At 75.0% G+C, this 13,044-nt stretch carries 8 protein-coding genes and 1 pseudogene; 1 reads left to right on the top strand and 8 read right to left on the bottom strand.

Annotation, left to right across the window (positions count from 1 at the left end; all coding sequences use genetic code 11):
- Positions 1-29: 29 nt before the first annotated feature.
- Positions 30-2,449: pseudogene (locus ABEA77_RS25400) on the bottom strand (serine/threonine-protein kinase).
- Between the two features lie 228 nt (positions 2,450-2,677).
- Here ABEA77_RS25400 and ABEA77_RS25395 point away from each other — a divergent pair.
- Positions 2,678-4,207 carry an ATP-dependent DNA ligase gene (locus tag ABEA77_RS25395; RefSeq protein ID WP_345652044.1) on the top strand — a complete coding sequence of 510 codons (1,530 nt, stop codon included), beginning with the start codon at positions 2,678-2,680 and terminating at the stop codon, positions 4,205-4,207.
- 68 nt (positions 4,208-4,275) lie between these two features.
- Here the strand turns inward: ABEA77_RS25395 and ABEA77_RS25390 are convergent, their stop codons facing one another.
- The 7 genes from ABEA77_RS25390 to ABEA77_RS25360 form a co-directional block, all read right to left on the bottom strand.
- On the bottom strand, positions 4,276-5,322 hold the full coding sequence (locus ABEA77_RS25390) for a phosphatidylinositol-specific phospholipase C domain-containing protein (protein ID WP_345652041.1): 1,047 nt from the start codon (positions 5,320-5,322) through the stop codon (positions 4,276-4,278).
- A 97-nt stretch (positions 5,323-5,419) separates the two neighbouring features.
- Entirely contained in the window at positions 5,420-7,186 is a 1,767-nt protein-coding gene (locus ABEA77_RS25385) for a potassium channel family protein (protein ID WP_345652097.1), read from the bottom strand.
- 196 nt (positions 7,187-7,382) lie between these two features.
- Positions 7,383-8,543, bottom strand: a complete 1,161-nt coding sequence (locus ABEA77_RS25380) for an NAD-dependent formate dehydrogenase (RefSeq protein ID WP_345652039.1) — start codon at positions 8,541-8,543, stop codon at positions 7,383-7,385.
- Between the two features lie 162 nt (positions 8,544-8,705).
- The gene (locus tag ABEA77_RS25375) at positions 8,706-9,638 is read right to left on the bottom strand and encodes a LysR family transcriptional regulator (protein WP_345652036.1); all 933 of its coding nucleotides are present in this window, start codon (positions 9,636-9,638) and stop codon (positions 8,706-8,708) included.
- Between the two features lie 45 nt (positions 9,639-9,683).
- Positions 9,684-11,627, bottom strand: coding sequence for an ABC transporter permease (locus ABEA77_RS25370; RefSeq protein ID WP_345652033.1), 1,944 nt, complete (start codon positions 11,625-11,627; stop codon positions 9,684-9,686).
- Positions 11,628-11,737: 110 nt separating this feature from the next.
- A complete protein-coding gene (gene modA / locus ABEA77_RS25365) occupies positions 11,738-12,544 on the bottom strand; it encodes a molybdate ABC transporter substrate-binding protein (RefSeq protein WP_345652030.1) in 807 nt (268 codons plus the stop codon).
- A gap of 96 nt (positions 12,545-12,640) precedes the next feature.
- On the bottom strand, positions 12,641-13,036 hold the full coding sequence (locus ABEA77_RS25360; RefSeq protein WP_345652027.1) for a TOBE domain-containing protein: 396 nt from the start codon (positions 13,034-13,036) through the stop codon (positions 12,641-12,643).
- Positions 13,037-13,044 lie beyond the last annotated feature (8 nt).

Genomic DNA, 13,044 nt, shown 5'->3' with positions numbered 1-13,044 from the left:
CGCGGCCAAGGCCCGCGGCGGGTGGCGTCTCACGCCGTGGCGGAGCCCGGCCCCTCGCGCAGCGCCGCGATCCGCCACCGCAGCCGCTCCGCCTCCTCGGCGCTGCCGAGCTGCTCCAGGCAGTGCACCTCGTCGCCGAGCGCGGTCAGGGTGTCGGGGTGGGCCTCGCCGAGCACCCTGGCGCGGGCGGCCGAGACCTTCCGGTACTCGGTGAGCGCCTCGGACCAGCGGCCGAGCCAGCCGAGCGCCACGGCGACCTCCCGGCGGCTGACGAGCGTGTCGGAGTGGTCGGGTCCGAGGACCCGGCCCCGTACGGCGGCGATGTCGCGGGCCTCCGCGAGCGCCTCCTCCCAGCGGCCGAGCCGTCCGAGGTTCACGCCGTAGCCGTGCCGGGCGCGCAGGGTCTCGGGATCGGCGGGGCCGCCGCTCCTCGACCGGTCGGCGATCAGGGCGCGGAACTGCCCGAGGGCGTCCTCGCTGCGGCCGAGCCGGCCGAGGCAGATGGCGATCTCGTAGCGGGCCGCGAGCGTGTCGCGGTGGTCGGCGCCGAGGACCTGGGCTCGGGCGAGGGCGACCTCGCGGTACAGGTCGAGCGCCTCCTGCCAGCGGCCGAGCCGGCCGAGCGCGTAGGCGACCTCGTAGCGGGTGACGAGGGTGTCGGGGTGGGCGTCGCCGAGGACCCTGGCGCGGGCCGCGGCGACCTGCCGCGCCATGGCGAGGGAGTCCTCGACGCGGCCGAGCCTGCTGAGGCTGAAGGCGAGGTTGTGCCGGCAGCGCAGGGTGTCGGGGTGGTCGGGGCCCATGGTGCGCTCGCGGGAGGCGAGCACCGAGGCGTACACGGCGTGCGCCTCGGCGTGACGCCCGAGCCTGCCGAGCACGTACGCGGTCTCCTGCCGGGCCGCGAGCACGTCGGGGTGGTCGGGCCCCAGGGTGCGCTCCCGGCCCTCGGCGACCCGGGTGAACAGGTCGAGCGCCTCGGCGGGCCTGCCGGTCCTGCTGAGCGCGTAGGCCGTCTCGTACCGGCTGTCGAGAGTGTCGGGGTGGCCGGGTCCGAGGTAGGTCTCGCGTTCCGCGGCGACCGCCCGGTGCACCTCCTCCGCCTCGGCCCAGCGGCCGAGTCTGCCGAGGCCGAGGCCCGACCTGTGCCGGTCGGCGAGGGCGGCGAGCCGCTCGGGCGTGGGGGTCGGGCGCCGCTTCGGGGTCTGCGCGGTGGCGGGGGCCTGCGGGCCGCCCGGCAGGGCGCGGGTCCAGGTGCCGGTGAGCGCGTCGGCTGGTCCGGGCGAGGGCCGCGGCGGGGCGGCGCCCGCGGGCCGGTGGCCCGCCGTCATGCCGCGGGTCCAGGCGGGCAGCGGCGGTCGCCCGGCTGCGCGGCGGCCCCGACCGGGGTGGAGACGGGGGTGCCCGAGGCGGGAGTGACGGCCGGGGGCGTGGCGAGCGCGGGGTCCGTCATCCGGGCGGGCAGCGGCTGGGGGCCGCTCGGCCGGTCGTCGGGACCGTCGTCCGCACCGCCCGGCGCGGCCTGCGCGGCCCGCTCGCCCGTCCAGTTGTCGGCGGGCTGCGGCACGGGCGCCCGGACGAACGAGACGCCCGCGCGGGGCGCGGCGGGGCCGCCGCCCGCCAGTCTGCGGCGCAGCTCCGCGGCCTCCGCGGGCCGGTCCTCGGGCTTCTTGGCGAGGAGGTCGAGGATGAGCGCGTCGAGGTGGGCGGGCAGCTCGGGCCGGTGCTCGCGGGGCGGTACCGGCTCCGTCATGCGGTGGCCGACCATGATGGCCCAGGCGTGGCTCTTGTCGAACGGGGGTGCCCCGGTGGCCAGTTCGTAGAGTACGCAGCCGAAGGAGTAGAGGTCGCTGCGGCGGTCCGTGTCGCCGCCCGAGATCTGCTCGGGCGACATGTAGTGCGGAGTGCCCATCGCCATGCCGGTGTTGGTGAGCTTGGAGGTCAGCCCGACGTCGTGGCCGAGGCGCGCGATGCCGAAGTCGCAGATCTTCACCGTGCCGTCGGTGAGCCGCATGATGTTCGCGGGCTTCAGGTCGCGGTGCACGATGCCCTGGTCGTGCGTGTAGGCGAGGGCGTCGGCGACCTGGTCGGTGATGTCGACGACGTCGGCGACGGGCAGCGGGCCACCGTGGTCGGTGAGGAGCTGGCCGAGGTTGCGGCCGGCGAGCAGCTCCATCACGAGGTAGAGCACGCCCTCGTACTCGCCGAAGTCGTGCACGACGGTGACGCCGCGGTGCTGGAGCTGGGCGGCCACCCGCGCCTCGCGCCTGAACCTCTCCCGCATCACGCGCGTGACGGCCTCGTTCTGCTCGGGTCCGATCGGTTTGAGGCACTTGACGGCGACGCGGCGGCCGAGGGCCTCGTCGCGCGCCTCCCACACCTCGCCCATCCCGCCGCGCCCGATCAGTTCGAGCAGTCGGTACCGGCTCTGGATCAGCCTGGTGTCGGCCATGGCCCGCTGTCGCCCCCGTCGCTTCGCTGGTCGCCTCCCGGCCCGTCCAGTATGGCCGCGCGCGCGTGCGGCGGGTACGGGCCGGACCCGGCAGCGGGCCCGGCCCGTACCCGCCGCCCCGAGGATGATGGTCCCGGGCCGGGCTCCGGCGCACCGTGGCGGCCAGCCTACGACCCGCCCGGCCCCCTTCACAGGGCGGGTGCGCGGGGCCGGGTGCACCATGGCGTCATGCTGCTGGCTCCGCTCGCCCGTGTGTCGGGGGAGGTGGCCGAGACCTCGGCCCGCTCCCGCAAGATCGCGCTGATCGCCGAGGTGTTCCGTGACGCGGAGCCCGAGGACGTGCCGGTGGTGATCGCGTATCTCTCGGGGCGGCTGCCGCAGGGCCGGATCGGGGTGGGCTGGAGCGCGCTGAAGGACCCGCCGCCGCCCGCCGCGGAGGCGTCGCTGACGGTACGGGAGGTGGACGCGGCGTTCACGGCGCTCGCCGCGGTCTCCGGGCCGGGGGCGCAGGCGCAGCGCAGGCGTCTCGTGGGTGAGCTGCTGGGCAGGGCGACGGAGCGGGAGCAGCGGTTCCTGACCGGTGTGGTAGCGGGCGAGGTGCGGCAGGGCGCACTCGACGCGGTCGCGGTGGAGGCGCTGGCGATCGCGGCCGGGGCACAGCCCGCCGCGGTGCGCAGGGCGGTGATGCTCGCGGGGTCGGTGTCGCGGGTGGCGGAGCGGCTGCTCGCCGAGGGGCCCGGCGCGCTGGCCGCCTTCCGGCTGACGGTGGGTTCGCCGGTGCTGCCGATGCTGGCGCAGTCGGCGCCCTCGGTGGCGGACGCGGCACAGCGGCTCGGCGGGTGCGCGGTGGAGGAGAAGCTCGACGGCATCCGGGTGCAGGTGCACCGGGACGGCGAGGCCGTGCGGGTCTTCACCCGCACGCTCGACGAGATCACGGACCGGCTGCCGGAGGTCGCCGCTGCGGCGCGGGCCCTCGCAGGGGACCGGTTCGTACTGGACGGCGAGGTCATCGCGCTGGGCGCGGACGGCAGGCCCCGGCCCTTCCAGGAGGTCGCTGGGCGGGTCGGCTCGCGCACGGACGTGGCGACGGCAGCGGCCGCCGTGCCGCTCTCCGCGGTCTTCTTCGACGTGCTCGCCGAGGACGGCGCCGGCCTGCTGGACCTGCCCTACACGCGGCGGCACGCGGCGCTGGCCCGGCTGGTGCCCGAGGAGCTGCGGGTGCGGCGGGTGGTGGTGGACGACGGGGAGGCGGGGCGCGCCGCGGGTGAGGCGTTCCTGCGGGAGACGCTGGGGCGCGGGCACGAGGGCGTGGTGGCCAAGGGCCTCGACACGGTGTACGGGGCGGGCAGGCGGGGCGCCGGGTGGCTCAAGGTGAAGCCGGTGCACACACTCGACCTGGTGGTGCTGGCTGCCGAGTGGGGCCACGGGCGGCGCACGGGCACGCTGTCCAACCTGCATCTGGGGGCGCTGCGGCCGGACGGCACGTTCGCGATGCTCGGCAAGACCTTCAAGGGCCTCACGGACGCGATGCTGGCGTGGCAGACCGAGCGGCTGCGCGAACTGGCCGTCGACGACGACGGGTTCACCGTGCGGGTGCGTCCCGAGCTGGTGGTGGAGATCGCGTACGACGGGCTCCAGCGCTCCACCCGCTACCCGGCGGGGGTGGCGCTGCGGTTCGCCCGGGTGCTGCGCCACCGGCCCGACAAGCGGCCCCAGGACGCGGACACGGTGGAGACGGTGCTTGCGGGCCGGGACTGACCGGCCCCGGCTGCCGCCCGCCCGTCCGTCCCGCGGGGGTGCGGACGGACGGGCGGCAGGCGGCGGCGCTACTGGGCCCAGCCGCGCGGCACGACGGCCGAGTCGACCGACGGCAGGGAGCGCCAGTCGGCGGAGACGATGCTCGCGTGGTCCTGGGCGAGCAGGCCGAGCCGGTCCCTGGCCTCCTGCTCCGTGGGGTTGGTGCCGTCGATGGCGGGGGCGACGTTCTGGGCGTCGGTCAGCACCACGAAGTAGTGGTTCTCGTCGTACCAGTCGAGGTCGATGCCGTTGGTCACGAAGCCGTTGGCGTCGGTGTCGAAGAACACGAACCAGGGGCGCAGGGTGGTGTCGGCGTAGCGGGTGCGGGGGTCGCCCGGCGTGTTGACGGTGTGCACGGCGGGGAAGGCGGCGGCCTGCGCCAGGTTGCCGGCGGCCTGGAGGTCGCGCAGGTGGGTCGCGTACTCCTGGTCGGTCCACAGGTGGTCGAAGGGGTTCTGCTCCTCGACCGTGCCCGGTATCAGCTCGAAGACGAACTTGCCGCGCAGCTGCGCCCTGGTCGGCCAGGCGCCGGCGGTCGCGGCCGCGTCGAGGGTGGGGTACGTGCCCCCCGTCAGGTCGGCGGGGCGGAAGACGGAGCCGCCCAGCTTGCTGTTGACGAGCGCGTCGAACTCGTCGGGGCCGCGGCCCTGGTTCGCGAGGAAGCCGTCCTTCATCTCCACCTTGACGACGACCGGCGCGTGGTCGGGGTGCGCGTCGCTCCACGTCTTCAGGTCGGTGAGGCAGCCGGCCAGGTCCTTGTCGGTGGAGCCGGAGGTCAGGCCCGCGACGGTGGTGGCGCCCGTGCAGTTGTCGCTGTTGCCCACGGGGTCGTGGGAGACCCGGAAGGCGGGGCCGGCGAGGTTGGTCCAGGTGTCGAGCTCGATCAGCCCGGCCCCGGTGTCGAGCCCGTCCGCGAGGTACGGGAAGGCCGCCGGGTCGTAGGTGTTGTGGATGCCGACGGCCGTCGACCGGGAGTACGGCAGCTGCTGCACGTCGGCCGCCGAGGCCGGGGAGCCCAGCAGGGCGACGAGGGCGGCGGCGCCTGCGACGGTGGCGGCACGGACGGATCTGGCCATGGGGGTACGTCCTTAGGGGTGCATGGATGGGGCATGCCGGTGGTGCCAAACAGCCAAGAGAGTAAGCGAGTTCGGTGACGAGCGGGAGGACGCGGCCTTACCGGGACGCGGCCCGGCGGCCGACGAGCTCGGCGAGTCCGCGCTGGGTCACCGCCACCACGGCCCGGTCGCCTGCTGCAAGGACGTAGTCGCCGGGCGGCACGGGAGCGCCGGGTCCCCTGCGCTCGGCCGGCCGCTCCACCGCCACCACCCGGTAGGCGCCGGGGGTGAACACGTCGTCCACGGCGCGCCCTTCGAGCTGCGGGTGGCCCTCGACCTCCAGGGTCGCGATGAGCAGGACGCCCCGCTCGACCGGGATCGCGCCGACGATCTGCCGGCCCAGCATCGCCACCGCGAAGGCCGGGGCGGCGAGCGCGGACACACTGCGGCTGCGGGTCAGCGCCGCCGGATAGGCGGTGCGCATCGTGCGGTAGACGGCCGTCGCGAAATCGTCGTCGTACAGGCGCAGCGCGACCCGCAGGTTCGGCACGAGGGAGCGGGCGCCCAGCACGGCCTCAAGGTTGGTGGTGTCCTTGCTGGTGAGGGCGAGGAGCGCGGCGGCACGCTCGATGCCCGCGGCCTCCAGGACCCCTTCCTGGGTGACGTCGCCGATGACGGTCGGCACCCGCAGGCCCCTGGCCACCGGGATGCCGCGCGCGTTCGGGTCGGCCTCCACGCAGACCACAGGGATGTCAAGGGCCCGCAGTTCGCGCAGGACCCGCCCGCCGACCTTGCCGAGCCCGAGGAGTACGACATGGCCGGAAAGGCCGCGGCTCGGGCGGCGCAGCGACGAGGCCGTGCGGTAGGTGCCGAACACCTCAAGCACGGCGGCCGTGACCAGCGGCAGCAGCAGAAGGCCGGCGAACCCGGCGAGGAGCTGGAGGAGTTGGCGGCTTAGGGAGGAGCCGAGCGCCGGGTCGTCGATGGCGAACAGGTCGAGGAGTACGAGGTAGAGGGCGCCCTGCGGGGTGGTGCCGGTGAGGCCCCAGGTGGCGAACGCCAGGGCGGCGACGGCGGCGCTGATGCCCGCGAAGGACCAGCGCACCTGCCGGGAGAAGATCGCGGCGAGCGGCGCGCCGCGGCCGGCCGGCCGGGTGGTGCCCTCCCCCGCCGACGCGACCTGTTCGAGCACGACCCGGCCGCGCTCCGCGGCCGAGGCCACCGCCGCGTCGTCCGGCAGGAGTTCCGGGCTGTCGCCGCCGCGGTAGGGCGCGCCCGCGCCGGTGGTGCCGGTGGACAGCAGGGCCAGTGTGGCGAGCGGGGGCTGTGGGGCGCCGCCCTCGGTGGGGGCGCCCCGCTCCACGGCGCGCAGCAGGACGCCGCCCGCGACGATGGCCCTGCTGGTGCCGGCGACGGCGGTCGCGGCGAGCGCGGGAGCGGCGGTGGCGATGTCGGAGAGCACGGTGGTGAGGGAGCCCGCGGCGGCCGCCTGCGGGCCCTGGCCGCCGTCCGCGGCGGCGCCCGCCTGGTCGAGGAGGTCGGCGAGCTGCTCGCCGAGCCTGCGGTTGTAGAGCCTGATGACCAGCCGCAGGCCGGGGTTGGCGCGGCGGGCCGCGAGGGCGGCCCTGATGTTCGCCTCGTCGTCCTCGTAGGCGAGGGCGAGGGCGGCGGCGTCCGCGATGCCCGCCTCGGCCAGGACGTCCTCGCGGGGCTCGGCCGCCTCGATGACCCGGAGGGTGGGGTCGCCCCTGCGGGCGGCGAACCACGCGCGCCGCGACTCGACGGTGGCGGTGGACGGCATGACGAGGACGACGCGTTCGCCGTAGAGCTCGTGGAGTTCGTTCGCGAGCCGCCTGGCCAGCCCGTCGTCACCGCACACGATCATGTGTCCTTCGTGGCCGCCCGCGCTCGCGCCGCCGCGGCCTGCGGCGGGGCGCTGGGACTGTCGGGGAAGAGGGGGCACGGCCCCCAGTCTGCCGAATCCACGTCAGCGCGCCGAGACCGCCCCGGCCGTGGACGGCGGCCGGGGCGGTGGCGACGGGCGCCCGGGGAGGGCGGCGCGGCGCCTCAGCGCACCCGGGTCACTTGTTGACGGAGTACGAGTGGGCTCCGGTGCCCGCGAGCGCCCCCTTGTCGACGATGAGGTACTCCTCGCGCACCGGCCTGCCCGCGAGGAAGCACTCAAGGATCTCACGGGTGCCGGCCGCGTAGCGGGCCTGCGCGGAGAGTGAGGAGCCGGAGATGTGCGGGGTCATGCCGTGGTGGGGCATGGTGCGCCAGGGGTGGTCGGCGGGGGCGGGCTGGGGGAACCATACGTCGCCCGCGTAGCCCGCGAGCTGCCCGCTGCGCAGCGCGCGGTCCACGGCGTCCCGGTCGGCGATCTTCGCGCGTGCGGTGTTGATGAGGTAGGTGCCGCGCTTCATCGTGGAGATGAGCTTGTCGTCGAACAGGCCCTCGGTCTCCGGGTGCAGGGGCGCGTTGACGGTGACGACGTCGCAGTGCGGGACCATGTCCTGGGCGCTGGCGTGCCAGGTCAGGTTGAGCCCGCGCTCGACCTCCTCGGGCAGCCGGTGCCGGTCGGTGTAGTGGAGCACGACGTCGAACGGCGCGAGGCGGCGCAGCACGGCGAGGCCGATGCGCCCCGCGGCGACCGTTCCGACGTGCATGCCCTCCAGGTCGTAGGAGCGCGCGACGCAGTCCGCGATGTTCCAGCCGCCGTCCAGCACCCACTGGTGTGAGGGGAGGTAGTTGCGCACGAGCGAGAGGATCATCATGACGACGTGCTCGGCGACGCTGATGCTGTTGGAGAAGGTGACCTCGGCGACGGTGAGGCCGTGCGCGACGGCCGCGTCCAGGTCGGTGTGGTCGGAGCCGATGCCCGCGGTGACCACCAGCTTGAGGTTCCGCGCCTTCGCGATGCGCTCCGCGGTGAGGTAGGCGGGCCAGAACGGCTGGGAGATGACGATGTCCGCGTCGGGCAGCTCCCGCTCGAAGACCGAGTTTTCGCCGTCCTTGTCCGAGGTGACCACGAGGGTGTGGCCGTTCGCCTCCAGCCAGTCCCGCAGGCCGAGGGCGCCGGAGACGCTGCCGAGGAGCTGACCGGGCGTGAAGTCGACGGCCTCGGGGGTGGGTGCGGTCTGGCCCCCGGGGTAGCGGGTGATGACCGGGATGTCGTCCCTGGCGTAGGTGGTCGGATATCCGTCGACCGGGTCGTCGTACAGCACGCACAGCACCTTCGCCATGGCAGGCTCCTCATCCGGGGGTCGCGTCGTCCGTTCGTTGCGGGAACGTGTCTCCACGGTGGCGGCGGCGCGCGGCCCGGGTCAAAGTGAAAGTACCTGTACGGGCATAGTCGGCGGCTATCACCGCAGGCGGCCGCCCTCACCCTTGGACTTGTCCTTCTTTCAGGGGCGTTGCAGGTACACGTCGAGCAGCTGGTCGAGCGCCTCGCGGACCCCGGCCTGCCGTGCGGTCTCCAGCAGGGCGCGGGCGAGCAGGGGCTCGGGGTGGCGGTCCGCGACGACGAGGCCGACGCGCGGCCCGTGGTGCGGGCGGGCGAGCGGCAGGACGCGCATGCCCTCGGGCACGCCGAACATGTGCAGCCAGGCGTGGGAGATGACACTGGACCAGTGGCCCGTGGACAGGTGCGCGTACAGCCCTGCGACGGAGTCGGTCTCGACCGAGGGGGTCACCGCGCCGACGCCGTCGGCCGCGAAGTACTCGTCCATGATGCGCCGGTTGCGCATCTGCGGGGTGAGCAGGCACAGCGGGAGCCGCGCGATCTCCGACCACTGGGCGCCGCTCTCGGCGGTGAGCGGCCCGTCCTTCGGGGTGAGGAGGAGGTAGCGCTCCTCGTACAGCGGGGTCCTGCGCACCCTGCCGAGGCTGTCGTCGTCGAGGTAGGTGAGGGCGATGTCGAGTTCGAACTCGGCCAGGCGGTGGGTGATGTCGCGGGACGGCAGCGAGTCGATGACGACCCGGGCGCGCGGGTGCCGTTCGCAGAAGGGCGTGGTGAGCAGGGACGCGACGGTCAGCGCGGTGGGGATGGCGCCGAGCCGCAGGGTGCCGACGAGACCGCCGCGCAGGGCGGAGAGCTCGTGCCGCAGCGCGTCGCGCTCCGCGAGGATGCGGTGGGCCCACAGCAGCACCCGCTCGCCTTCGGGGGTGAGCCCCTCGAAGCGGCGGCCCCTGCGCACGATGGGCACGTCGAGTTCGCGCTCCAGCTTGCGGATGGCGGCGGACAGGGAGGGCTGTGAGACGTAGCACGCCTCGGCGGCGCGGGCGAAGTGGCGCTCCCTCGCGAGGGCGACCAGGTACTCCAGTTGGCGCAGCAGCACGGCCCTCTCCCCGCTCCCCCACCGGTGCCTGTCCGGTGGCCTGGTTCAGAGTGCCACGAGGGTGACCTCGGTGGCCTTCACGCTGGTCCATACCCGTGTTCCGTCGGCGAGGGCGAGTTCCGCCGCGGCGGCCGGGGTGATCTCGGCGACCAGGTCGGGCACCTCGTCTGAGGTGACGAGGACGCGCAGCCTGCTGCCGCTCGCGGTGATCTCCCGTACGGTGCCCGGCCACACGTTGCGCGGGCTGCCCTCGGGCCGTGCGCGGTGCAGGGCGACGGCCTCGGGGCTGATGACGGCGAGCGCGGCGGCGCCCTCGGGGGGCGGCTCGGCGACGACGAGGCGGCCGTGGGGCGCGACGTCGAGGGCGCCGCCCCCGCTGGTGCAGGACCAGGCGTTGCGGCCGAGCATCCGGGCCACCCAGGGCGAGCGGGGGTGGCGGCTGACCTCGGCGGGCTCGGCGTCCTGGAGGGTCCTGCCGGCGTCGAGCACGAGGACGCGGTCGGCGAGCGACACGGCCTCGACCGGGTCGTGGGTGACGAGGAGGCAGACCCCGCCGAAGCCTCCGAGGTGGCCCCTGAGCGTGTGTCTGACGTGGGCGCGGGTGGTCTGGTCGAGTGCGGCGAGCGGCTCGTCGAGGAGCAGCAGGCGGGGCCTGGCGGCGAGCGCGCGGGCCAGGGCGACGCGCTGGGCCTGTCCGCCGGAGAGTTCGTGGGGCCTGCGGTGGGCGAGGTGGCCGACGCCGAGCCGGTCGAGCCACTCCCGCGCGGCGCGGCGGGCCTCGGCGCGGGCGACGCCGTGCGCGCGCAGCCCGTAGGCGGTGTTGGCGAGCGCGTTCAGGTGCGGGAACAGGGCGCCGCTCTGCGGCACCCAGGCGACGCCCCGCTTGTGCGGGGGCAGCCGGGTGACGTCCTGCCCGCCGAGGCGCAGTGCGGCGTGGGCCCTGGGGGTGAGGCCGAGCAGGGCGCGCAGCAGGGTGGTCTTGCCCGCCCCGTTGGGCCCGACGACGGCGATGGTGGTGCCGCCGTCCGCTGCGAGCGTGAGGCGGTTGAAGCCGGTGACGTCGGCGTGCAGGTCCCACCGTTCGGCCGGCGGGGGCGGCGCGTCCGCGGCGGGCGGCGGCGCGGTGTGCGCCTCGGCGGGTTCGTCGGCCTGCCGGGCCTCGGCCGGGCCCCGGCCGCCGCCGCCCACGCCGGCCCAGCGGCCACGCAGGCCGACGAGGACGACCATGGCGATGACGAGCAGCAGCAGCGAGACGGAGGTCGCGGCCTCTGGCGAGTCCTGGAGCAGCAGGTAGACCTGGAGCGGCAGGGTCTGGGTGGTGCCGGGGAGGTTGCCCGCGAAGGTGATGGTGGCACCGAACTCGCCGAGCGCGCGGGCCCAGGTGAGGGCGGAGCCCGCGGCGAGGCCGGGGGCGACCATCGGCAGGGTGACGGTGAGGAAGACCCGGAGGGGCGAGGCGCCGAGCGAGGCCGCGGTCTCCTCGTAGGCGGGCCGCAGCCCGGCGAGGGTGCCTTCGAGGCTGATGACGAGGAACGGCATCGCGACGAAGGCCGCGGCGACGACGGCGCCCGAGGTGTGGAAGGTCAGGACGATACCGAAGGTGTGCTCCAGGAAGGGCCCGATCAGTCCGCGCCTGCCGAACCCGAGCAGCAGCGCCACGCCGCCCACGGTGGGCGGCAGGACCATCGGCAGCAGCACCAGGGAGCGCACCAGGGTCTTGCCGGGGAAGTCGACGCGGGCGAGCAGCCAGGCGAGCGGCACCCCGAACAGCAGCGAGAGGCCGAGGGCGCTGAAGGATACGACCAGCGAGAGCTTCAGCGCGAGCACGGTGTCGTGGCTGGTGAGGTGGTGCCACAGCGCGCCCCACTCGGTCTGGGTGACGACGGCGACGAGCGGCAGCAGCAGGAACGCCACCGCGAGCAGCGCGGGCAGTGCGAGGGCGATCGGGGCGCCCGCGCCGCGCGTGCGGGCGCGCGTGGTCCTGTTCATCCGGTGGGTCCTGACCTGGGTGCGCCGTGGGGGTTGCGCCTGAGGGGGGTGGGCAGCGCCGCGCCGCCCGGCGAGCGGGGCCGGGCGGCGCGGCGCGGGCGTTGCGGCGCCTACGGCTGCTGGAAGCCCGCCTTCTGGAGGATGGACTGGGCCTCGGGGGTGCTCAGCCACTTCACGAAGGCCTGCGCGGCGGCGGACTGCTTGGAGTCCTTGATGGCCGCGGCCGGGTAGGACGCTACGGCGTTCTGGCTGTCGGGGATGGTGACGGTGTCGACCTTGCCGGGCGCGGTGGCCGCGTCGGTCTTGTAGACGATGCCCGCGTCCGCGCTGGTCTCGACCTTCGTCAGGACGGAGCGTACGTCGGTCTCCTCGGACTTCGGGTGGACCGTGACGTGCTGCTTCTTCAGGACCTGGGCGGCGTAGTTGCCGACGGGCACCGAGGGCGCGGCGAGCACGACGGAGAGCTTGGGGTTCGCGAGGTCCTTGAGGGAGCCCACGTGGTCGGGGTTGCCCTTCTGGGTGACGATCACCAGGCGGTTCTTGGCGATGACCGTCTGCGGGCCGACCTCGGACTTCGCGCTGTCCATGGTCTTGGTGTCGGCGGTGACCAGCACGTCGGCGGGGGCGCCCTGCTTGACCTGGGCGACCAGGTCCTGCGACCCGGCGAAGGAGAACTTCACCTTCGTGCCGGGGTTCTCCTTCATGTATGTGTCGCCCGCGGTCTTGAACACGTCCGTCAGGGACGCGGCGGCCAGCACGGTCAGGTCGGCCGCGGGTGCCTTGCCCGACGCGGACGCGGACGCGCCCGAGTCGGCCTTCTTCCCGTTGTCGTCGCTGCTGCCGCAGGCCGCGGCGAGCGGCAGCACGAGTGCGGCCACGGCGGCGGCCGCGGCACGGCGGCGGATGACACGATCCATGGGCGGGTGACTCCTTCGGCGGTGCGGGCCACCGGGCCCGCGGGGGGATGGGGGCGGGGCGCCGGGGACGGGCGACGCCGGTCGTACGACGGCGGCTCAGGCGCGGTCGACGTGCACGTTGGTGGCCTTGACGCGGGCGGTCGCCCGCATGCCGACCTCCAGGCCGAGTTCCTCGACGGCTTCCCGGGTGAGCAGCGACACCAGGCGGTGCGGGCCCGCCTGGATCTCCACCTGGGCGGCCACGTCGCCCAGCCTGACCGCGGTGACGATGCCGGGGAACGCGTTGCGCACCGACGTGTCGGACGCCTCGTCCTCCTCGCCGTCGCCCTGGGCCAGTTCGACGGAGAAGGCGGCGAGGTCGCGGCCACCGATGAGGCGGCGGCCGCTGTCGTCACGGTGCGTGGCGACCCTGCCTGCGTCGGCCCAGCGGCGCGCCGTGTCGGGACTCACCCCGAGCAGCCTGGCCGCCTGACCGATTGTGTACGACTGCATACGCGCCA

This window comes from Streptomyces tremellae (assembly GCF_039540215.1).
Lineage (GTDB): Bacteria > Actinomycetota > Actinomycetes > Streptomycetales > Streptomycetaceae > Streptomyces > Streptomyces tremellae.
Note: the sequence above shows the minus strand (reverse complement) of the source record. Positions and strands in the feature narration are given on the sequence as shown.